The organism is Streptomyces nidicola (genome assembly GCF_050106155.1).
Classification (GTDB): Bacteria; Actinomycetota; Actinomycetes; order Streptomycetales; family Streptomycetaceae; genus Streptomyces.
In genome coordinates this window covers 2,730,955-2,752,455 of record NZ_JBNBPI010000001.1, presented here as the reverse complement: position 1 = coordinate 2,752,455, position 21,501 = coordinate 2,730,955, and the positions used below count along the sequence as shown (strand labels likewise).

Here is a 21,501-nt window from a genome sequence, read left to right as displayed (position 1 = left end):
GGGCCGAAGGAGCGGCGCGCCCGCTCAGCTCAGCTGTGTCGCCACCTCGGAGGCGATCAGTTCCAAGTGGTCCAGGTCGTCGAGGTCGAGCATCTGGAGGTACATCCGTTGGGAGCCCACGGACTGGTATGCGGCGAGGCGTTCGACGACCTCGGCGGGGGAGCCGGCGAGGCCGTTGGCCTTGAGTTCGTCGACGTCGCGGCCGATCGCGTCCGCGCGGCGCTTGACCTCGGCGTCGGTGCGGCCGACGCAGGCGATGAGGGCGTTGGAGTAGGTGAGCGCGTCCTGGGCGCGACCGTGCTCGCCGGCCGCGGCCTTCACGCGCTTGAACTGCTGCTCCGTGTCGGCGATCGAGGCGAAGGGGATGTTGAACTCGGTGGCGTACTTCGCGGCGAGCGCCGGGGTCTTCTTGGCGCCGTGGCCGCCGATGAGGATCGGGACGCGCGGCTGGGTGGGCTTGGGCAGGGCGGGGGAGTCCTTCAACTGGTAGAAGGTTCCGTCGTAGTTGAAGCGCTGCCCGACCGGCGTCTCCCACAGGCCCGTCACGATGGCGAGCTGCTCCTCGAGGCGGCCGAACTTCTCCTTCGGGAACGGGATGCCGTACGCGGAGTGCTCCTCCTCGTACCAGCCGGAGCCGAGCCCCAGCTCGACGCGGCCGCCGGACATCTGGTCGACCTGCGCGACCTGGATGGCGAGCACGCCCGGCAGCCGGAAGGTGCCGGCCGTCATCAGCGTGCCGAGCCGGATCCGGCTCGTCTCCCGGGCGAGGCCGGCGAGCGTCGTCCAGGCGTCCGTGGGCCCGGGCAGGCCGTCGACGGGGCCCATGTGGAGGTAGTGGTCCGAGCGAAAAAATGCTCCATAGTTCAAGTCCTCGGCGGCCTTGGCGACGCGGAGCAGCGTCTCGTAGGTCGCACCCTGCTGCGGTTCGGTGAATACGCGAAGATCCATGCACCCATCATGCAGGTCAGGGGTGCGCGCTTCGATGATGCGGACGCCGTCGAGCGGGCGAAAACCCATGGTGGGGAGCGCGGGGTCGGAGCCATACTCGGCCGTGTGCTTCTGACGATCTCGACCACCGGCAATGCCGCGAATCCGGCCACCGACCTGGGCTTTCTGCTGCACAAGCATCCAGCGAACGCCCAGGCCTTCAGCACGGCGCACGGCACCGCGCACGTCCTCTACCCCGAGGCCGGCGACGAGCGGTGCACGGCCGCGCTGCTGCTGGAAGTGGACCCCGTGGCGCTGGCCCGGCGGGGCAGGGGCAAGGGGCGGGGCGGCGCGCCCGACGCGGCGCTCGCGCAGTACGTCAACGACCGGCCGTACGCCGCGTCGTCGCTGCTGGCCGTCGCGTTGAGCAATGTGTTCTCCAGCGCGCTGCGCGGTGCCTGCAAGGCCCGCCCGGAGCGCGCCGAGCAGGCGTTGCCGCTGCGCATCGAGGTGCCCGCGCTGCCGGCGCGGGGCGGGCCCGACCTCGTAAGGAAGCTGTTCGAGCCGCTGGGATGGACGGTCGAGGCGACGGCCGTCCCGCTGGACGAGCAGTTCCCGGAGTGGGGTGACTCGCGTTATGTGCGGCTCGTCCTGGAGGGCGAGTTGCGGCTCGCGCACGCGCTGCGGCACCTGTATGTGCTGCTGCCGGTGCTCGACGACGCCAAGCACTACTGGGTGTCGGCCGACGAGGTCGACAAGCTGTTGCGCGCGGGGGAGGGCTGGCTGCCCGAGCACCCCGAGCAGAAGCTGATCGTCGGCAGGTATCTGTCGCGGCGCTGGTCGCTGACCCGGCAGGCCATGGAGCGACTTGAGCTGGCCAGGCTCGCGGACGCCGACGACACGGACGTCGACGAGATCGACAACGCCGTGGACGAGGAGAGCGACACCGAGGAGCGTCCCGTGCCGCTGGCGGTGCGGCGCCGGGAGGCGATCCTCGCCGCGCTCCGGGAGTCCGGCGCCGCCCGGGTGCTCGATCTGGGCTGTGGGCAGGGCCAGTTGGTGCAGGAGCTGCTGAAGGACGTGCGGTTCACCGAGATCGTGGGCGTCGACGTGTCGATGCGTGCGCTCACCGTCGCGTCCCGGCGGCTCAGGCTGGAGCGGATGGGCGAGCGGCAGGCCTCCCGCGTACAGCTCATGCAGGGCTCGCTCGCGTACACCGACAAGCGGCTCAAGGGGTACGACGCCGCGGTGCTCAGCGAGGTCGTCGAGCACCTCGACCTGCCGCGGCTGCCCGCGCTCGAGTACGCGGTGTTCGGTGCGGCGCGGCCCCGGGCGGTCGTCGTGACCACGCCGAACGTCGAGTACAACGTCCGCTGGGAGTCCCTGCCCGAGGGGCACGCCCGGCACGGGGACCACCGGTTCGAGTGGACGCGGGCCGAGTTCCGCGACTGGGCGGAGCGGGTCGCCACGCGGCACGGATACGCCGTGCGGTACGTGCCGGTGGGGGACGACGACCCGGAGGTGGGGCCGCCCACACAGATGGCGGTGTTCACGACGACCAAGACCGCAGACACCGCAGACACCACACACATCGCAGCCACCGCAGACACCACAGGCACGACAGAGGCCACAGCCAGGAACGAGAAGGGGGCGAAGGCCGTATGAACACCACCGACACCACAGGGCGCGTGCTGCCCGTCACCGACCTCGCCCTCGTCGTGCTGGTCGGCGCGTCCGGCTCGGGCAAGTCCACGTTCGCGCACGCCCACTTCAAGCCGACCGAGGTGATCTCCAGCGACTTCTGCCGCGGCCTGGTGGCCGACGACGAGAACGACCAGGGAGCCAGCCGTGACGCCTTCGACGTGCTGCACTACATCGCGGGCAAGCGGCTCGCGGCCGGGCGCCTGACGGTCGTCGACGCGACCAACGTCCAGCAGGACGCCCGCCGTCAACTGGTCGACCTGGCGCGGAAGTACGACGTGCTGCCCATCGCCATCGTGCTCGATGTACCGGAGGATGTGTGCGCCGCGAGGAACGCCGGGCGGACCGACCGCGCCGACATGCCGCGCCGCGTCATCACCCGGCACACCCGCGAACTGCGGCGCTCCCTCAAGCACTTGGAGCGCGAGGGCTTCCGCAAGGTGCACGTGCTGCGCGGCGTCGAGCAGGTCGAGGGCGCGAGTGTCGTGCGTGAGAAGCGGTTCAACGATCTGACGCACCTCACGGGACCGTTCGACATCATCGGCGACGTCCACGGATGCGCGAGCGAACTCGACACCCTGCTCGGCAAGTTGGGCTATGTGGACGGGGAGCACCCCGAGGGCCGGACCGCCGTGTTCGTCGGCGACCTCGTCGACCGCGGCCCCGACACACCCGGTGTGCTGCGCCGCGTGATGGGCATGGTGAAGGCCGGCACCGCGCTGTGCGTGCCCGGCAACCACGAGAACAAGCTGGGCCGTTGGATGAAGGGGCGCAACGTGCAGCACACGCACGGCCTCGCCGAGACGGTCGAGCAGCTGGGCGGGGAGAGCGAGGAGTTCCGCGCGGAGGTGCGTACGTTCGTCGAGGGCCTGGTCAGCCACTACGTCCTCGACGGCGGGAAGCTCGTCGTGTGTCACGCCGGGCTGCCCGAGAAGTACCACGGCCGCACGTCGGGGCGGGTCCGCTCGCACGCGCTGTACGGGGACACGACCGGCGAGACCGACGAGTTCGGGCTGCCGGTGCGCTACCCGTGGGCGGAGGAGTACCGCGGGAAGGCTGCGGTGGTCTACGGCCACACCCCGGTGCCGACCGCCACGTGGCTCAACAACACGATCTGCCTCGACACCGGCGCCGTGTTCGGCGGGAAGCTCACCGCGCTGCGCTGGCCCGAGCGCGAGCTGGTCGACGTACCGGCCGAGCAGGTCTGGTACGAGCCGACCAGGCCGCTGGCGACCGAGGCGCCGGGCGGGCACGAGGGGCGGCCGCTGGACCTCGCCGATGTGCACGGCCGCCGCAGCGTGGAGACGCGGCACACCGGCCGGGTCACCGTACGCGAGGAGAACGCGGCGGCGGCGCTCGAGGTCATGAGCCGGTTCGCGGTCGACCCGCGGCTGGTGCCGTACCTGCCGCCGACGATGGCGCCGACCGCGACGTCCTCGCAGGACGGCTACCTGGAGCACCCGGCCGAGGCGTTCGCCCAGTACGCGGCCGACGGTGTGGAGCGGGTCGTGTGCGAGGAGAAGCACATGGGTTCGCGGGCCGTGGTGCTGGTGTGCCGGGACGCGGAGGCGGCGCGGGAGCGCTTCGGGGTCTCCGAGGAGAGCGGAGGGCCGGTCACCGGTTCGGTCTACACGCGCACCGGGCGGCCGTTCTTCGACGACACGGAGACCACCGAGGCGGTCATCGGACGGGTGCGGGACGCCGTCACCGCCGCGGGCCTCTGGGCGGAGCTCGACACTGACTGGGTGCTGCTCGACGCCGAGTTGATGCCGTGGTCGCTCAAGGCGTCCGGGCTGCTGCGGGCGCAGTACGCGGCGGTGGGTGCGGCCTCCGGTGCCGTGTTCCCGAGCGCGCTCGGGGCGCTGGAGGCGGCGGCCGCGCGGGGCGTCGACGTGGGCGATCTGCTGGAGCGTCAGCGGGGCCGGGCGGCCGACGCCGCCGCGTTCACGGACGCGTACCGGCGCTACTGCTGGAGCACGGACGGGCTCGACGGGGTGCGGCTCGCGCCGTTCCAGATCCTGGCCGCGCGGGGCCGCTCGCTCGCCGGGCTGCCGCACGACGAGCAGCTCGCGCTCATCGACCGGGTCGTCGCGCACGACAGGACGGGGCTGTTGCAGACGACGCGGCGGCTGTACGTCGACACGGGGGACGCCGAGTCGGTGCGGGCCGGGGTCGACTGGTGGCTGGAGATGACCGGGCGGGGCGGCGAGGGCATGGTCGTCAAGCCGGTCGGGGCGCTGGTGCGGGACGCGAAGGGGCGGCTCGTGCAGCCGGGGGTGAAGTGCCGTGGGCGCGAGTACCTCCGGATCATCTACGGGCCGGAGTACACGCGGCCGGAGAACCTGGCGAAGCTTCGGCAGCGGTTCCTCGGGCACAAGCGGTCGTTGGCGATCCGTGAGTACGGGTTGGGCCTGGAGGCCCTGGACCGGCTCGCGGAGGGGGAGCCGTTGTGGCGGGTGCACGAGGCGGTGTTCGCGGTCCTGGCGCTGGAGTCGGAACCGGTCGATCCTCGGCTCTGACGTCTCCTCCCGTCGCACCGTGGTCGCGCCCTCGGGGCTCTGCCCCGGACCCCGCTGCTCAATCGCCGCAGGGGCTTGAATCGGTGCGGCGGGTAAGGATGGACACATGGGATTCCACGTCGACTCCGAGGCCGGCCGCCTGCGCCGAGTGATTCTGCATCGGCCCGATCTGGAGCTGAAGCGGCTCACGCCCAGCAATAAGGACCAGTTGCTCTTCGACGACGTCCTGTGGGTCCGCCGGGCCCGCCAGGAGCACGACGGGTTCGCCGACGTGCTGCGCGACCGCGGCGTCGACGTGCACCTCTTCGGCGACCTGCTCACCGAGGCCCTGGACGTCGACGCCGCCCGCGCCCTCGTCCTGGACCGGGTCTTCGACGAGAAGGAGTACGGCCCGCTCGCCACGGGCCACCTGCGGGAGGCCTTCGAGACACTGCCGTCCACGGAGCTCGCCGAGGCGCTCATCGGCGGGATGACGAAGCGCGAGTTCCTGGCGGCGCACTCGGAGCCGACCTCCGTGCGCTTCCACGTCATGGAGCTCGACGACTTCCTGCTCGGCCCGCTGCCCAACCACCTGTTCACCCGCGACACCTCGGCCTGGATCTACGACGGGGTGTCCATCAACGCGATGCGCTGGCCGGCCCGGCAGCGCGAGACCGTCCACTTCGAAGCGATCTACCGGCACCACCCGCTGTTCCGGGACGCGCAGGACGGCTTCCACGTCTGGTCCGAGGGGCAGGCGGACTATCCGTCGACCATCGAGGGCGGCGACGTACTCGTCATCGGGCAGGGCGCCGTCCTCATCGGGATGAGCGAGCGGACCACGCCGCAGGCCGTGGAGATGCTCGCGCACAAGCTGTTCGCGGCGGGCTCGGCGCGCACCATCGTCGCCCTCGACATGCCGAAGAGACGCGCCTTTATGCACCTCGACACGGTCATGACGATGGTCGACGGCGATACGTTCACGCAGTACGCGGGGCTCGGCATGCTGCGCTCGTACACCATCGAACCGGGCTCGTCCGGCGCGGAGTTGAAGGTCACCGACCATCCGCCCGAGCACATGCACCGGGCGATCGCCGCCGCGCTCGGGATTCCCGACATCCGGGTGCTGACCGCGACGCAGGACGTGCACGCCGCGGAGCGCGAGCAGTGGGACGACGGCTGCAACGTGCTCGCCGTCGAGCCGGGTGTCGTCGTCGCGTACGAGCGGAACGCCACGACGAACACGTTCCTGCGCAAGCAGGGGATCGAGGTCATCGAGATCCCGGGCAGCGAACTGGGGCGGGGTCGCGGCGGCCCGCGCTGCATGAGCTGCCCGGTCGAGCGGGACCCCGTCAACGTCCCCTAGCCGAAAGGCATTCGTTGTGACGTCGTCCACCGAGACCGAACCGGGCGCGGCCGCCTCCGCCTCCGCCCCCACTCCTGCCCCCACTCTGGAGAAGGGCGCCATCGGCACCGGCGACCTGGTCTTCTTCGTCGTGGCCGCCGCGGCGCCGCTGACCGTCATGGCGGGCGTGGCCCCGCTGGCCATCGGGATGGCGGGCCGCGGCGCGCCGCTCGGCTATCTCGTCTCCGGCCTGCTCCTGATCGTCTTCGCCGCCGGCTTCACCGCGATGAGCCGCTACGTGCGCAACGCCGGCGCCTTCTACGCGTACATCGGCCGGGGCCTCGGCCGCCCCGCCGGTGTCGGTTCCGCGTACGTCGCGCTGCTCGCGTACAACGCGATCGAGGTCGGACTCCTCGCCGCCTTCGGCTGGTTCACCGAGTCGGGCTTCCAGGACCTGACCGGCGTACTGATCCCCTGGTGGGCCTGGGCGCTCGCCGGAATCGTCGCCATCGGTGTGCTCGGGTACCTCAAAGTCACGCTCAGCGCCAAGGTGTTGGGCGTCGCGCTCGTACTCGAAGTGCTCGTCCTGCTGGTGTTCGAGGCGGGCGTGTTCGCGCACGGCGGCGGACCGCACGGCCCGGAGTTCGGCGTCCTGTCGCCCGGCCATCTCGCGAACGGCGGCGTCGGCGGCATGTTCGTCCTCGCCATCGGCGCGTTCGTCGGCTTCGAGGCGACCGCGATCTACGCCGAGGAGGCCCGCGAGCCGGAGCGCACGGTGCCGCGCGCCACCTACATAGCCGTCGCGTTCCTCGCGCTCTTCTATACGTTCACGGTCTGGATGATCATCAACGCGTACGGGGCCGCCGACGCGCAGAGGGTCGCGAACGGGGACGGCGGCGCCGACATGGTGTTCACCGCCACCGAGCGGTTCGCCGGGGCCTGGGCCGCCGACGCCATGCACCTCCTGATCATCACCAGCGCCTTCGCCGCCACCCTCGCCTTCCACAACGGCGCCACCAGGTACTTCTACGCCCTCGGCCGCGAGGGCCTGCTGCCACGCAGCCTCGGCCGGGTCACCGCCCGCACCGGCTCGCCCGCCGTCGCGGTCGTCGTGCAGTCGGCGATCGCCCTGCTCACGGTCGTCGTGACGCTGCTCGCGGGAGTGGACCCGTACAGCGTCACGTTCCTGTGGACCAACGGCACCGGCATCCTCGGCGTGATGCTGATGCAGGCCTGCGCCGCGCTCGCGGTGTACGGGTTCTTCCGCCGCGACCGGCGCGGGCTGCCCGCGTGGCGGGTGGTGCTCGCGCCGCTGCTCTCCTTCGCCGGGCTCGCTGTGCTCATCGGGTTGGCGTGCGTCAACCTCGACCTGCTCACCGGCGCGGCACCGGGCGTCAACGCGGTGCTGCTGGCGCCGCTGCCGGTGCTGTTCGCGCTCGGTGTCGCCGTCGCGCTGCGCGTGCGGCGCCGCGACCCGGCCGCGTACGCCCGACTGACCACCGTCGACGCCGAGCGCGTCTGACCATCGCACCGAGTCGACGCCGAGCGCGTCCGACCACCGCATCGAAAGGACCATGAAAGGACCATGCACGTGCTGGTACTCCGCGGAACCGTCCGCACCGGAAGCGAGGCGTACGGCGATGTCACCGCCCTCGCCGTGCGGGACGGCCGGATCGTCGCCCTGGGGGCGGAGGCCGAGGCGCTGGCCGTCACCGCCGACGAGGTGCTCGACCTCGGCGACGGCGGGCTCCTGATGCCCTCCTTCGGCGACGGCCACGCCCACCCCCTCTTCGGCGGACTGGAGCACTTCGGCCCGCAGATCAAGGAGTTGGGCTCCGTCGAGGAGATAGCCGCCGAGGTCGGGCGGTGGGCCGAGGCGCACCCCGAGGAGGAGTGGATCGTCGGCGCCAGCTACGACCCGACGCTCGTCCCCGACGGCGAGTTCGACGCCCGCTGGCTGGACGCCGCCGTCCCGGACCGCCCCGTCGTGCTGCGCGCGTACGACTACCACACGGTGTGGTGCAACACCGAGGCGCTGCGCCGCGCCGGGGTGGGCACGACGACGCCGGAGCCGCGCCTGGGCTGGATCGTGCGCCGCCCCGACGGCACCCCGATGGGCACCCTGCGCGAGTGGCACGCCTGCGACCTGGTGCTCGACCGGGTGCCGGGCCGTCCCCTGGACGAGCTGGTCGACGCCATCGGCGTGGCCGGGGACGCGTACGCGCGGGCGGGCCTGACGTGGGTCCAGGACGCGTGGGTGGAGCCGGAGATGGTCGACGCCTACCTGGAGGCCGTCCGTCGCGACGCCCTCCGCTTCCGTGTGAACCTCGCCCAGCGCGCCGACCCGGACCGCTGGCGCGAGCAGCGGGCCGGCTTCCGAGAGGCCCGGCAGCGCGTCGAGGCCGAGGGCGGCGACCTGCTCACCGCCCGCACCGTGAAGTTCTTCGGGGACGGCGTCATCGAGGGCGGCACCGCCGCGCTCCTGGAGCCGTACGACGACGCGCCGCACAGCTGCGGGATGCCCGTCTGGGAGCCGTCGGCGCTGGCCGAGGCGGTGCGGGCGTTCGACGCGGACGGCTTCCAGATCCACATCCACGCCATCGGCGACGCCGGAGTGCGCTCCGCGCTCGACGCGATCGAGTCGGCGACGCGGGCCAACGAGGCGTGGGACAGGCGCCCCGTGATCACCCACGTCCAGCTCGTCGACCCCGCCGACCTGCCGCGCTTCGCCGAACTCGGCGTGATCGCCAACTTCGAGCCGCTGTGGGCGCAGCCCGACCCGCTCCAGACCGTGCTGTCCGTCCCGCGCATCGGCGACAAGCGCTCGGCGCTCCAGTACCCGATGGGCGACCTGGAGCGTGGAGGCGCGCGGCTCTCGTTCGGCAGCGACTGGCCGGTCAGCTCGTACGAGCCGCTGGAGGGGATCCAGGTCGCGGTGACCCGGCGGACCTTCGACGGGGAGCCGGAGGGCGGCTGGCTGCCCCATCAGCGGCTGACGGTCGAGGAGGCGCTGGACGCGTACACGGCGGGCTCGGCGCACCAGGCGTTCGCCGACGACCGCGCCGCGCTCGTGCCGGGAGCCCCCGCCGACCTGGTGTGGCTGTCGGCGGACCCGCGAGCCGTGGAGCCCATGCGGCTGCGGGAGATCCGGGTGCTCGGCACCTGGCTGGTGGGGAACAGCACATTCCGCAGCGAACGATGAATAGAAATGTGGAACATCGTATAGACTTCCACTGTCCCGACCCCGTCCCCGAGTCATGCGCAGGAGCCCCCGAATGAACCTCACCGGCCGCCACTTCCTCAAGGAGCTGGATTTCACCGCCGAGGAGTTCCGAGGCCTGGTCGACCTGGCCGCGGAGCTGAAGGCGGCCAAGAAGGCGGGGACCGAGACGCAGCACCTCAAGGGCAGGAACGTGGCGCTGATCTTCGAGAAGGCGTCCACGCGTACGCGCTGCTCCTTCGAGGTCGCGGCCGCCGACCAGGGCGCGTCGACGACGTACATCGACCCGGCCGGCTCGCACATCGGCAAGAAGGAGTCGAGCAAGGACACCGCCCGCGTGCTCGGCCGGATGTTCGACGCCATCGAGTTCCGGGGCGACGAGCAGGCCATCGTGGAGACGCTCGCGGAGTACGCGGGCGTGCCGGTCTACAACGGCCTGACCGACGACTGGCACCCCACGCAGATGCTCGCCGACGTGCTCACGATGACCGAGCACAGCGCCAAGCCGCTCACCGAGATGTCCTTCGCCTACCTCGGCGACGCCCGGTTCAACATGGGCAACTCGTACCTCGTCACCGGCGCCCTGCTCGGCATGGACGTCCGGATCGTCGCGCCGAAGGCCTACTGGCCGGCCGAGGAGATCGTCGCCAAGGCCCGCGAGCTGGCCGCCGCCAGCGGCGCCCGCATCACGCTCACGGAGACCGTCGAGGAGGGCGTCGCCGGCGCCGACTTCGTGGTCACCGACGTATGGGTGTCGATGGGCGAGCCGGAGGAGATCTGGGACGAGCGGATCAAGGCGCTCGCGCCGTACGCGGTGACGATGGACGTGCTCCGGGCCACGGGGAACGCGGACGTGAAGTTCCTGCACTGCCTCCCCGCCTTCCACGACCTGGGCACCAAGGTCGGCCGCGAGATACACGCCAAGTACGGCCTGGAGTCCCTCGAGGTCACCGACGAGGTCTTCGAGTCGGAGCACTCCGTCGTCTTCGACGAGGCGGAGAACCGGATGCACACCATCAAGGCCGTCATGGTCGCGACGCTCGGCCGGTAGCGACAAACCGCGCATTCACTGAGTAACCGTTCAAACTGGTGGGGCCGGAACACCCTCTCCGACCCCACCGGCAAGCGGCACACCCCGCCGCACCGCACACCAGAAAAGAGCACCACCCCATGTCGCCGACCCCGTCCGGCCTGCGCATCAAGTCGCCCGAGTCCCTCATCGCCGAATCGGGCGCCGACCTCGAAGGCCACGGCCTCAAGCGCACCATGGGGCTCTTCCAGCTCGTGTGCTTCGGCGTCGGCGCGATCGTCGGCACCGGCATCTTCGTCGGCCTGTCCGACACGGTCGCCGAGGCCGGCCCGGCCGTCATCCTCTCCTTCGTCCTCGCCGCGATCACCTGCATCTTCACGGCGTTCTCCTTCGCCGAGCTGGGCAGCGCGATCCCGGTCTCCGGATCCTCGTACTCCTTCGCCTACGCGACCCTCGGCGAGCGCGTCGCCTTCCTCGTGGGCTGGTGTCTGCTCCTGGAGTACGGCGTCTCGGTGTCGGCCGTGGCGGTCGGCTGGAGCCAGTATCTGAACGAGCTGCTCGACAGCGTCTTCGGTTGGCAGCTGCCCGAGGCCCTCTCCGCGGGGCCCGCCGACGGTGGGGTGATCAACCTGCCTGCCGTGCTCGTCATGGTGATGGCCGCGACGCTGCTGGTGCGCGGGATCCGGGAGAGCGCGGGGGCGACCGCCGCGATGGCCGTGCTCAAGATCGGCATCCTGATCGTGTTCTGCGCGATCGCCTACTCCGCCTTCGAGGCCGGCAATCTGACCCCGTTCCTGAAGGACGGCATGGCCGGTGTCACCTCCGGTGCCTCGCTCGCCTTCTTCTCGTACATCGGCTTCGACGCGGTCACCACGGCGGGCGAAGAGGTCAAGAACCCGCGGCGCAACATCCCGCTCGCGATCCTGATCTGCATCGGCATCGTCACGCTGCTCTACGTCGCCGTGGCCGTCGCCGCCATCGGCGCGCTCGGCGCGGACGCCGTCGGGGACAAGCCGGCCGCGCTCTCCCTGGTCGTCGACCAGGTCACCGGGTCGAGCGTCGGCGGGGGAGTCATCGCCTTCGGCGCGGTCGTCGCCATCGCCTCGGTCGTGCTCGCGGTGATGTACGGGCAGACCCGGATCCTGATGTCGATGTCCCGGGACGGGCTGATCCCGCGGGTCTTCGAGCGGGTCTCGCCGAAGACGCACACGCCGGTCGCCAACACGTGGATCGTCGCGACCGTCTTCGCGATCCCGGCCGCGTTCTCCTCGCTCGACGCCGTCGTCAACCTGACGACCATCGGCACGCTCGCCACCATGGTCGTCGTGAACATCGCGGTGATCGCGCTGCGCCGCTCGCACCCCGGTCTGAAGCGCTCGTTCCGGGTGCCGCTGTACCCGGTCAGCCCGATCCTGGGCGTCGGCTTCTGCCTCTATCTGATCTGGGGCACGGGCTGGACGACCTGGGTCCAGTTCGCGGTGTTCCTCGTCGTGGGCGCGCTCGTGTACGCGCTGTACGGCCGCCGCAACTCGCGGCTCGGCGACGGCGACGGTGACGGTGACGGTGGCGACGGAGGGGCTACGCCTCGGACGCCGGACGCTGCGCCGGCACCGCGGTAGGAAGTGTGAACCACACCGCCTTGCCGGAATCGGTGGGGCGGTGCCCGCACGACGAGCTGAGCGTGCGGATGAGGAGCAGGCCGCGACCGTGCTCCTGCCAGGGGTCGGGCGGTCCCTCGTCCTCGGGATTGGTGAGGTCGGTGGGCGGCGCCGGGTCCGTGTCGTGCACCTCGACCTGACAGCCGGAGTCGAGCAGCTCCACGACCAGCTCGATCGGCGTCTCCCCGGTCGTGTGCTCCACCGCGTTCGCCACCAGCTCCGCCGTCAGCAGCTCCGCCGTGTCCGCGTCCGCGGCCGGTGAGTCGATGTCGGACAGCGCGGTCCGCACGAGGGCGCGCGCGACCGGCACGGCCGCGGCCGTGTGCGGCAGGGCTATGCGCCACGACGTGGGCGTAGGGGGACCGGAGAAGGGAGTCACGGCGGAATCCTGGGGGCGGAGGGCGCGTATGCGGCTCGGGGGCGGGCTCGGAGGAACGGGCTCAAGGGGGACTGTCCTGCGTTCAACCTTATGAATGGTACGGCGTGGGGCGAAAGAGGCTCTCGTCGGTGCAGCTCGGGACGTCCGACCCTTTCCGGTTATCGCGCACTCGTGACGGCAGTCACGATGCGGTGATACGGTCAACGGGTCCAGGGTCCGGCAGGATCCGCCGCGAGAGCCCTGGCCCCTCCTCGGCACGCCCGCCCGCCACCCGCCGGAGGCACCGCATGAGTCCCTTCACCGGCTCCACCCCCCGCACCGATTCCTGGCAGCACCTGACGTACGCCGTGGACGAGAGCGGCGTCGCCACCGTCACGCTCGCCCGCCCCGAGAAGCTCAACGCGCTCACCTTCGGCGCCTACGCCGACCTGCGCGACCTCCTCGCCGAGCTGTCCCGCGAGAAATCCGTGCGCGCCCTCGTCCTCGCCGGCGAGGGCCGCGGCTTCTGCTCCGGAGGCGACGTCGACGAGATCATCGGCGCCACGCTCTCCATGGACACCGCGCAGATCCTCGACTTCAACCGGATGACCGGACAGGTCGTGCGGGCCGTGCGCGAGGCCCCGTTCCCGGTGATCGCCGCCGTGCACGGGGTCGCGGCAGGCGCGGGCGCGGTCCTGGCGCTCGCCTCCGACTTCCGCGTCGCCGACCCCAGCGCCCGCTTCGCGTTCCTGTTCACGAAGGTCGGCCTGTCCGGCGGCGACATGGGCGCGGCCTATCTGCTGCCCCGCGTCGTCGGCCTCGGTCACGCCACCCGCCTCCTGATGCTCGGCGACGCGGTCCGCGCGCCCGAGGCCGAGCGCATCGGTCTGATCAGCGAGCTGACCGACGAGGGCAGGGCCGACGAGGCCGCGCTCGTCCTCGGCCGGCGCCTCGCCGAGGGGCCCGCGCTCGCGTACGCGCAGACGAAGGCGCTCCTGACGGCGGAGCTGGACATGCCCCTCGCCGGGGCCATCGAGATGGACGCGGCGACGCAGGCGCTGCTCATGCACGGTGAGGACTACGCCGAGTTCCACGCGGCGTTCACCGACAAGCGCCCGCCGAAGTGGCAGGGGCGGTGACCCGCGGATGACCGTACGCGCCCGGCGCATCGCCGTCATCGGAGGAGGTCCCGGCGGCCTGTACGCCGCCGCCCTCCTCAAGCGCCTCGACCCGGACCGGGAGATCACGGTCTGGGAGCGGAACGCCCCGGACGACACGTTCGGCTTCGGTGTCGTCCTGTCCGACGAGACCCTCGGCGGCATCGAGCACGCCGACCCGGTGGTCTACCGGGCACTCCAGGACGAGTTCGTACGCTGGGACGACATCGACATCGTGCACAGGGGGCAGCGCCACACGTCGACCGGCCACGGTTTCGCGGCGCTCGGCCGTCGCCGCCTCCTGGAGATCCTGCACAGCCGCTGCCGCGAGCTCGGCGTGGAGCTGCGCTTCCAGGAGGAGGCGCCGCCGATCGCCGAACTCCGCGAGGCGTACGACCTGGTGATCGCCGCCGACGGTGTGCACAGCAAGACCCGAGACGCGTACGCCGACGCGTTCGGTCCGCACATCGAGGAGCACCGCAACCGATACATCTGGCTCGCCGCCGACTTCGCCTTCGACGCCTTCCGCTTCGACATCGCCGAGACCGAGCACGGCGTGATGCAGCTGCACGGATACCCATTCAGCGAAAGCGGGTCCACGGTCATCGTGGAGATGCGCGAAGAGGTGTGGCGAGCGGCGGGCTTCGCCGGCATGGAGATCCGGGAGTCGATCGAGGCCTGCGCGAAAATCTTCAAGGACGCGCTCGGCGGCCGGGGCCTGAGGTCGAACAACTCCTCGTGGCTCACGTTCCGCACGGTGGTCAACGACCGCTGGTCCTACGGCAATTGCGTGCTCATCGGCGACGCCGCGCACACCGCGCACTTCTCCATCGGCTCCGGTACGAAGCTCGCCGTCGAGGACGCGCTCGCCCTCGCCGCGTGCCTGACCGAGCAGCCCACGACCGACGCGGCGCTGGCCGCGTACGAGGAGGAGCGCAGGCCCGTCGTGGCGTCGACGCAGCGGGCGGCACGGGCCAGCCTCCGGTGGTTCGAGGAACTGGGCCGCTACCTCGGCCAGCCGCCGCTCCAGTTCGCGTTCAACCTGCTCACGCGCTCGCGCCGGGTGACGCACGAGAACCTGCGGCTGCGGGACGCGGGGTTCACGGAGGCGGTGGAGCGGGAGTTCGGCTGCCCCGAGGGCACGCCGCCGATGTTCACGCCGTTCCGGCTCGGTGGCCTGGAGTTGAGGAACCGGGTCGTGGTCTCGCCGATGGACATGTACTCGGCGGTGGACGGGGTGCCGGGCGACTTCCACCTCGTGCACCTGGGGGCGCGGGTGCTCGGCGGGGCGGGCCTGGTGATGACGGAAATGGTGTGCGTGAGCCCGGAGGGCCGCATCACGCCCGGGTGCGCGGGCCTCTACACACCTCAGCAGGCGGCGTCCTGGCGCAGGATCGTGGACTTCGTCCATACGCAGGCACCCGGTACGGCGCTCGGGGTGCAGCTCGGCCACTCGGGCCGCAAGGGTTCCACGCGCCTCATGTGGGAGGGCATGGACGAGCCGCTTCCGGCGGCGGCCGACAACTGGCCGCTGGTCGCGGCGTCCGCGCTCCGCTATCGCCCGGACAGTCAGCTACCGCGTGAGCTGACGGGGGCCGAACTGACGGACGTGCGGGGGCAGTTCATCTCTGCCGCGCGCCGGGCGGCGGACGCGGGCTTCGACCTCCTCGAACTCCACTGCGCACACGGCTACCTGCTGTCCGGCTTCCTCTCTCCGCTGACGAACCGGCGCACGGACGCGTACGGCGGCTCGCTGGAGGGCCGGCTGCGGTTCCCGCTCGAAGTCTTCGACGCCGTACGCGAAGTGTGGCCGGACGAACGCCCGATGACGGTGCGGATCTCCGCCACGGACTGGGCGGAGGGCGGCACCAACGAGGAGGAGGCCGTGGCGATCGCCCGCGCCTTCGCCGCGCACGGAGCCGACGCGATCGACGTGTCCACGGGGCAGGTGGTCTCGGACGAGCGGCCCGCGTTCGGGCGCTCCTACCAGGTGCCGTACGCGGACCGGATCCGGTCGGAGGCCGGTGTCCCGGTCGTCGCGGTCGGCGCGATCTCGTCGTGGGACGACGTCAACTCCCTTGTCCTGGCGGGCCGTACGGACCTGTGCGCACTGGCCCGCCCGCACCTGTACGACCCCAACTGGACGTTGCACGCGGCGGCGGAGCAGGGGTATGCGGGGCCGGGGGTGGTGTGGCCGCGGCAGTACGGTGCGGGGAGCCGGCGGCCCCAGACGGGTCGGCTGGATGCGCCGAAGCCGAGGCTGGTGCTGCCGGGGTGACCGGGCGGGGTGGCCCCGGCCACGGGGCTCCGCCCCGGACCCCGCTGCTCAATCGCCGCAGGGGCTGAAAATACCGCGGCTCCGTCATCCCCGCCGTCAGTGTCGTCCCGTCCGACGGGTCGAGCAGGAGGAACGCTCCCGTTCGCCGGACCTCCGCGTACGGGTCCAGGGTCAATGGCTCCGCCGTGCGCACCACGACCTCGCCCAGGTCGTTCGCGGTCAATTCCTCCGCTCCGCCGAGCGACTTGACGACCCCGCGCACCGTGCGCGTCGTGTGCCGCACCAGGACGCGCTGGCCGACCCGCAACGGCCGGTCCGCCACGTGGCACACCGAACCCCGCACATCCTGCGTCACATTCGGCTCCCGGTCGGTGCTCGGCGCGAGCAAGTCGCCGCGTGCCACGTCGAGTTCGTCCGAGAGGCGCACCGTGAGCGAGGCCCCCGCACGCGCCTCCGCCACCTCCGTGCCCAGTACGTCCAGCCCCGCGATCGTCGACGTACGGCCCGAGGGGTGCACCGTCACCGCGGACCCGACCCGGAGTGTTCCCGACACCAACTGGCCCGCGTAGTAGCGGGATTCGCCGTGCCGGATCACGTACTGGACCGGGAAGCGGGCGGGCGCCGACGGGGATTCGGCCGTAGCCGGGACCGTCTCCAGGTGTTCCAGGATCGTCGGTCCGCCGTACCAGTCCATGTGCTCGGACGGGTCCACCACGTTGTCGCCCGCGAGTGCCGAGATCGGTATCGCGGTCGTCGACGGGATGCCCAACTCGGCTGCATGGGCAGCGAATTCGCAGGCCGTTGACGTGAACGCGGACTCCTCGTACCCGACGAGGTCCATCTTGTTGACGGCGAGGACGACGTGCGGGACCCGCAGCAGCGCGGCGATGGCGGCGTGCCGACGCGTCTGCTCGACGACCCCGTTCCTGGCGTCGACCAGGATGATCGTCAGCTCCGCCGTCGAGGCACCCGTCACCATGTTCCGCGTGTACTGCACGTGGCCCGGCGTGTCCGCCAGGATGAAACGGCGGCGCGGCGTCGCGAAGTAGCGGTAGGCGACGTCGATCGTGATGCCCTGTTCGCGCTCGGCTCGCAGGCCGTCCGTCAGCAGCGCCAGGTCAGGGGTTCCCGTGCGGGAGATCGACTCCAGCTGGTCGGCCAGGACCGACTTGGAGTCGTGCAGCAGGCGGCCGACGAGGGTGGACTTGCCGTCGTCCACCGAACCTGCCGTGGCCAGCCGCAACGTGCCCACTTCAGTAACAACGGACATGTCTAGAAGTACCCTTCGCGCTTGCGGTCTTCCATGGCCGCCTCTGACAGCTTGTCGTCGGCGCGGGTCGCGCCTCGTTCGGTGAGCCGGGAGGCCGCGATCTCCGCGATGACCTGGTCGAGCGTCTCGGCGTCGGAGTCGACGGCGCCGGTGCAGGACATGTCGCCGACCGTTCGGTAGCGGACGAGCCGCTTCTCGACGTGCTCGCCGTCCTTCGGGCCGCCCCACGCACCGGCCGTCAGCCACATGCCGCCCCGGTCGAACACCTCCCGGCGGTGCGCGAAGTAGATCTCCGGTAGTTCGATTCGCTCGCGGGCGATGTACTGCCACACGTCCAGTTCGGTCCAGTTGGAGAGAGGGAAGACACGGACGTGCTCGCCGGGCGCGTGGCGGCCGTTGTACAGCTGCCACAGTTCGGGGCGCTGACGCCGCGGGTCCCACTGCGAGAACTCGTCGCGCAGGGAGAACACCCGCTCCTTCGCCCGCGCCTTCTCCTCGTCGCGGCGGCCGCCGCCGAACACGGCGTCGAAGCGCTCGTCCCGGATGGTCTCCGTCAGCGGCACCGTCTGGAGCGGATTGCGTGTCCCGTCGGGGCGTTCGCGGAGCACACCCCGGTCGATGTAGTCCTGTACGGACGCCACATGGAGTGTCAGCCCATGTGCGGCGACCACTCGGTCCCGGTACGCGATGACCTCGGGGAAGTTGTGCCCCGTGTCGACGTGCAGCAGCGGGAACGGCACCGGCGCGGGCGCGAACGCCTTCAGCGCCAGATGCAGCATCAGGATCGAGTCCTTGCCGCCGGAGAAGAGGATCACCGGCCGCTCGAACTCGCCCGCCACCTCGCGCAGGATGTGCACCGCCTCGGACTCCAGAGCGTCCAAGTGGCTCAGCGCGTAACGGAAGTTGCTCACAGCAAACCCCTCGCCACCAGCACCGCCCGCACCGAACCCGCCGACTGCCGCGGCGTCTGGAACTGCGTCTCCAGAGTCAGGTCCGGGTCGACCGGTTCCTCGTACGGGTCGTCCACCCCGGTCAGCCCCGTCAGCTGTCCCGCCGCCTGCCGCGCGTACAGGCCCTTCACGTCGCGCTCGCTGCACACCTCGACCGGCGTCGCGACATGCACCTCGACGTACGGGGTGTCGCTGGAGGCGTGCCGCTTGCGGACGGCCTCGCGGCTGTCGGCGTACGGAGCGATGACCGGGACGACGGCGAACACCCCGTTGCGGGCGAGGACTTCGGCGACGAGGCCGATGCGCTGCACGTTCGTGTTCCGGTCCTCGCGGCTGAAGCCGAGGCCCGCCGACAGGAAGCGGCGGATCTCGTCGCCGTCGAGCACCTCGACGCGCCGGCCCTCCGCGCGCAGCTGCCCCGCGAGGGCCCGCGCCACGGTCGTCTTGCCTGAACTGGGCAGCCCGGTGAGCCAGATCGTGGCTCCTTGCGGGCGGGCCTTGGGGGTGGCCGTGGTCATACGTGCAGTCCTTCCGCGGCGCCGCGTGCGGCTCGCCGGTCGTCGGGTTCGGTCAGTTCGGTGAAGAGGGCCTCCCACCGCGGGTGCACCGCGTCGGGCCCGTAGGCGGCCGCCGTGAGCAGCGCCGCCGTGCCCATCTCCGCGCGCAGCTCGCGGTCGCCCATGAGCCGGGCGAGCGCGTCGGCGAGGGCATCGGGGTCCTGCTCCGGCACGAGCAGCCCGTCCACGCCGTGCGTGAGCACGTCGGCGGGGCCCGTGGGGCAGTCGAAGGAGACCACCGGGAGGGCGTGCGCCATCGCCTCGATCATCACCATCGGCAGCCCCTCGAAGCGGGAACTCAGCACGTACAGCGAGGACTTGGCGAGCTCGTCGTCGAGCCGGTCGGTGTGGCCCATCAACAGCACGTGGTTGTAGAGGTGGTGCTCCTCGATCAGGGACCGCAGCTGCGCCTTCTTCTCGCCGCTGCCGTAGATGCGCAGTTGCCAGTCGGGGAACTCCCGGACGAGCTTCGCCCAGGCGGGGATCAGCAGGTCGAAGCCCTTCTGCGGGAAGAGCCTGCCGGCCGCGACCGCGATCTTGGAGGCGTGGTTCGCCGGGACCTGGTCGAGGGAGTGCACGGCGTTCGGGATCCGTACGACCCGCGTGGCGGGCAGCAGGCGTGCGTACTCGGCCCGGTCGCGTTCGGTCAGGACGGCGACCGCGTCGAAGACCCCGTACGTCTCGACGATGCGCCGCTGCACGTCGGGCCGGTGCGTGCCGTGGTTCATGTGCTCCTGCGCCACCCGTACCACGCCGTTCGTGGCGTGCGCGGCGGCGAGGAAGTTCAGGGCGGGGCGCGTCGTGACGAGCACGCCGTCGGTGAGCGAGCGCAGGTGGTCGCCGAGGGCGAGTTCGAGGCGCCGGTCGAAGTAGCGGTGGCCGAACTCGCCGCGCGGGATCTCGCGGGCGGGGCGCGCGGCGAGCTTGTCGCGCCGCCGCGCACGCCACCAGCCGCCGAGCCCCGGCTTCCTGGCCTCGGGGGTGGCGCTCTCGCGCAGATCGACGACCGTCGTCACCGGCACCCGCTCGTCCAACGGGAACTGAAGGGCCTCGCGCCGCCGCACGGCGCTGACGATCTCGACGTCCCAGCCGGCGGCGGCAAGGGAGTTGGCCTGGTTGAAGACGGTACGGATGGTGCCGCCGCGCCCGTAGGCGTGCAGAAGGAGATACCTGATCCTCATGCGCGGCACTCCAGCGACAAGTTGTCCTCGACCGTGAAGTACGGCCGTACGTCGAACCTCGCCCCCGGCACCGCCTGCCGCGGATAGACGTAGATCGCCTTCTTGCCGCGGATGTCGTCGAGCCGGCGTCCGACGCGCAACGTCCGCCGCCCGTCCGTCAGATGCAGATCCCACTGGTCGGCGCCGCTGAATCCGTCGTCGTACGCGGCGAGATCGGCCACGTACCAAGCGCAGTTGAACCGTTCGCCGTCCAACTGGACGTCGTACCGCAGTACTTGACTGGCACGTGACCGTCGAGTCACCGTCAACCGCCACGCGCCACCGGCCCCCGCGCCCGGCCCGGTCATCCCGACCAGCCGCCCGACGATCCCGATCCGCCCGTCCCGCGGCCACACTTCCTCGACCTCGGCCCGTGGCTTCACTTGAGGTACCCCCAGGCCTTGCAGATGGGGCGCAGCACCTCGGGGATCTCGTCGTCCTTCGGCAGCTCGCGCCCCGCCTGCACGCTGCCGCTGCGGATCTTGTCCCGCCAGTCGCCGAGCCCCTTCTGGACCTGCGTCTCGTCGCGGGCGCCGTACTCCAGCATCGACGGCTCGAAGTCGACACCGAGGAAGGTGCACAGGGCGCGCATCCTCCCCTCCGGGTCGGCCGTGATCTCTTCGTAGCGCAGGGTGTGGCCGCCGGTGATGCCCTTGCGGGCGTTGTCGACGGCCTTCATGTAGCGCAGCGCGTCCGCGCAGGCCTCGTCGTACGTGCGCTTCTCGGGGTCGCCCTCGTGCCAGGACTGGGCGATGGAGACGGGGTGGCGCAGCAGGAACACGAATCTGGCATCGGGCCAGCAGTCGCGGATCCGTTGGTAGACGAAGGCGTTGCTGGGCGTCTTCTCGACGACGAAGTCCTTGCCGGACCTGGTGAGTTCACGGTGCAGGACGCGGTCCCACAGCAGGTGTTCCAGGTCGCCGCGGCTCAGGTCGAGGGCGTCCATGGCGCGCCGCGACAGCTTGCTGCCGTAGTCGACCTCGAGGCGCCGGATGTGCAGCTCGTGCGGGGCGTGCAGTCGCGTGTGCGCGTCGAGCAGCATCCGCAGCAGGGTCGAGCCCGAGCGCACCGGCGACATGATGAACACGGGCCGCCGCAGCAGCCGGTCGGTCGCCGGATCGTCGGTACATCGGTACTCGGGGGCGGGCCGCTTCACCGGTGTCTTCTTGGCGGGCGGCGCCGGCTGCTCCTTGGGCGCGCGGCGTACCTGTAGGCCGGTGGCGGAGGTCAGCGCCCGGTTCATGTTGCGCATGAGACTCATGCGAACCGACGCTAAGCGGGCATTCTGAGAGGACCTGTGGAGGAACCTGAGGGTTGCCTTAGGGAAGCGTC

At 71.2% G+C, this 21,501-nt stretch carries 16 protein-coding genes and 1 pseudogene; 9 read left to right on the top strand and 8 right to left on the bottom strand.

All coding sequences use genetic code 11. From position 1 onward, the window contains the following. Nucleotides 1-24 precede the first annotated feature (24 nt). Nucleotides 25-948 carry an LLM class F420-dependent oxidoreductase gene (locus tag ACOKM3_RS12475; protein ID WP_327672127.1) on the bottom strand — a complete coding sequence of 308 codons (924 nt, stop codon included), beginning with the start codon at nt 946-948 and terminating at the stop codon, nt 25-27. Nucleotides 949-1,053: 105 nt separating this feature from the next. Here ACOKM3_RS12475 and ACOKM3_RS12470 point away from each other — a divergent pair, with 105 nt between their 5' ends. The 7 genes from ACOKM3_RS12470 to ACOKM3_RS12440 all read left to right on the top strand — a co-directional run bounded on the left by ACOKM3_RS12470 (nt 1,054) and on the right by ACOKM3_RS12440 (nt 12,340). Beyond that, nucleotides 1,054-2,592, top strand: coding sequence for a 3' terminal RNA ribose 2'-O-methyltransferase Hen1 (locus ACOKM3_RS12470; RefSeq protein WP_426899907.1), 1,539 nt, complete (start codon nt 1,054-1,056; stop codon nt 2,590-2,592). Further along, complete coding sequence (locus ACOKM3_RS12465; protein WP_426899905.1) at nt 2,589-5,147, top strand: polynucleotide kinase-phosphatase; 2,559 nt, start codon at nt 2,589-2,591, stop codon at nt 5,145-5,147. The genes ACOKM3_RS12470 and ACOKM3_RS12465 overlap by 4 nt, the downstream gene beginning before the upstream one ends. A 106-nt stretch (nt 5,148-5,253) precedes the next feature. Further along, nucleotides 5,254-6,492, top strand: coding sequence for an arginine deiminase (locus ACOKM3_RS12460; protein ID WP_426899903.1), 1,239 nt, complete (start codon nt 5,254-5,256; stop codon nt 6,490-6,492). Between the two features lie 16 nt (nt 6,493-6,508). Then, nucleotides 6,509-7,993 carry an APC family permease gene (locus ACOKM3_RS12455; RefSeq protein WP_426899902.1) on the top strand — a complete coding sequence of 495 codons (1,485 nt, stop codon included), beginning with the start codon at nt 6,509-6,511 and terminating at the stop codon, nt 7,991-7,993. Between the two features lie 69 nt (nt 7,994-8,062). Continuing rightward, nucleotides 8,063-9,673: an amidohydrolase gene (locus tag ACOKM3_RS12450; protein ID WP_426899900.1), complete on the top strand. Its 1,611-nt coding sequence runs from the start codon at nt 8,063-8,065 to the stop codon at nt 9,671-9,673. A gap of 73 nt (nt 9,674-9,746) precedes the next feature. Further along, entirely contained in the window at nt 9,747-10,742 is a 996-nt protein-coding gene (gene argF / locus ACOKM3_RS12445) for an ornithine carbamoyltransferase (RefSeq protein WP_426899898.1), read from the top strand. A gap of 119 nt (nt 10,743-10,861) precedes the next feature. Then, entirely contained in the window at nt 10,862-12,340 is a 1,479-nt protein-coding gene (locus ACOKM3_RS12440) for an amino acid permease (RefSeq protein ID WP_426899896.1), read from the top strand. On the opposite strand, the gene ACOKM3_RS12435 is transcribed toward ACOKM3_RS12440, so the two are convergent. Then, the gene (locus ACOKM3_RS12435) at nt 12,300-12,758 is read right to left on the bottom strand and encodes an ATP-binding protein (RefSeq protein WP_426899894.1); all 459 of its coding nucleotides are present in this window, start codon (nt 12,756-12,758) and stop codon (nt 12,300-12,302) included. The genes ACOKM3_RS12440 and ACOKM3_RS12435 overlap by 41 nt on opposite strands. Before the next feature lie 287 nt (nt 12,759-13,045). On the opposite strand from ACOKM3_RS12435, the gene ACOKM3_RS12430 reads away from it, so the two are divergent. Continuing rightward, complete coding sequence (locus tag ACOKM3_RS12430; RefSeq protein ID WP_426899892.1) at nt 13,046-13,876, top strand: enoyl-CoA hydratase family protein; 831 nt, start codon at nt 13,046-13,048, stop codon at nt 13,874-13,876. A gap of 7 nt (nt 13,877-13,883) precedes the next feature. After that, entirely contained in the window at nt 13,884-16,172 is a 2,289-nt protein-coding gene (locus ACOKM3_RS12425) for a bifunctional salicylyl-CoA 5-hydroxylase/oxidoreductase (RefSeq protein WP_426899890.1), read from the top strand. 79 nt (nt 16,173-16,251) lie between these two features. On the opposite strand, the pseudogene ACOKM3_RS12420 reads toward ACOKM3_RS12425, so the two are convergent. From ACOKM3_RS12420 to ACOKM3_RS12395, 6 genes and pseudogenes are all read right to left on the bottom strand, one after another. Next, a pseudogene (locus ACOKM3_RS12420) lies at nt 16,252-17,442 on the bottom strand (sulfate adenylyltransferase subunit 1); the annotation flags it as partial. A 2-nt stretch (nt 17,443-17,444) separates the two neighbouring features. Continuing rightward, nucleotides 17,445-18,353, bottom strand: coding sequence for a sulfate adenylyltransferase subunit CysD (gene cysD / locus ACOKM3_RS12415; protein WP_426899888.1), 909 nt, complete (start codon nt 18,351-18,353; stop codon nt 17,445-17,447). After that, nucleotides 18,350-18,910, bottom strand: a complete 561-nt coding sequence (gene cysC / locus ACOKM3_RS12410; protein WP_426899886.1) for an adenylyl-sulfate kinase — start codon at nt 18,908-18,910, stop codon at nt 18,350-18,352. The genes cysD and cysC overlap by 4 nt, the downstream gene beginning before the upstream one ends. After that, nucleotides 18,907-20,130 (bottom strand): glycosyltransferase family 4 protein, encoded by a 1,224-nt coding sequence (locus ACOKM3_RS12405; protein ID WP_426899884.1) that lies wholly within the window; start codon nt 20,128-20,130, stop codon nt 18,907-18,909. Before ACOKM3_RS12405 ends, cysC begins: the two co-directional genes overlap by 4 nt. Beyond that, nucleotides 20,127-20,552 (bottom strand): hypothetical protein, encoded by a 426-nt coding sequence (locus ACOKM3_RS12400; RefSeq protein ID WP_426899882.1) that lies wholly within the window; start codon nt 20,550-20,552, stop codon nt 20,127-20,129. Before ACOKM3_RS12400 ends, ACOKM3_RS12405 begins: the two co-directional genes overlap by 4 nt. Beyond that, on the bottom strand, nt 20,549-21,430 hold the full coding sequence (locus ACOKM3_RS12395; protein ID WP_426899880.1) for a sulfotransferase family protein: 882 nt from the start codon (nt 21,428-21,430) through the stop codon (nt 20,549-20,551). The genes ACOKM3_RS12400 and ACOKM3_RS12395 overlap by 4 nt, the downstream gene beginning before the upstream one ends. Nucleotides 21,431-21,501: the final 71 nt, after the last annotated feature.

Excerpts from the sequence above, each read along its gene's own strand:
- cysC (WP_426899886.1), bottom strand. The coding sequence starts at position 18,910 with ATGACCACGGCCACCCCCAAGGCCCGCCCGCAAGGAGCCACGATCTGG.
- ACOKM3_RS12475 (WP_327672127.1), bottom strand. The coding sequence starts at position 948 with ATGGATCTTCGCGTATTCACCGAACCGCAGCAGGGTGCGACCTACGAG.
- ACOKM3_RS12425 (WP_426899890.1), top strand. The coding sequence starts at position 13,884 with ATGACCGTACGCGCCCGGCGCATCGCCGTCATCGGAGGAGGTCCCGGC.
- ACOKM3_RS12430 (WP_426899892.1), top strand. The coding sequence starts at position 13,046 with ATGAGTCCCTTCACCGGCTCCACCCCCCGCACCGATTCCTGGCAGCAC.
- ACOKM3_RS12405 (WP_426899884.1), bottom strand. The coding sequence starts at position 20,130 with ATGAGGATCAGGTATCTCCTTCTGCACGCCTACGGGCGCGGCGGCACC.
- ACOKM3_RS12465 (WP_426899905.1), top strand. The coding sequence starts at position 2,589 with ATGAACACCACCGACACCACAGGGCGCGTGCTGCCCGTCACCGACCTC.
- ACOKM3_RS12460 (WP_426899903.1), top strand. The coding sequence starts at position 5,254 with ATGGGATTCCACGTCGACTCCGAGGCCGGCCGCCTGCGCCGAGTGATT.
- ACOKM3_RS12395 (WP_426899880.1), bottom strand. The coding sequence starts at position 21,430 with ATGAGTCTCATGCGCAACATGAACCGGGCGCTGACCTCCGCCACCGGC.
- argF (WP_426899898.1), top strand. The coding sequence starts at position 9,747 with ATGAACCTCACCGGCCGCCACTTCCTCAAGGAGCTGGATTTCACCGCC.
- ACOKM3_RS12440 (WP_426899896.1), top strand. The coding sequence starts at position 10,862 with ATGTCGCCGACCCCGTCCGGCCTGCGCATCAAGTCGCCCGAGTCCCTC.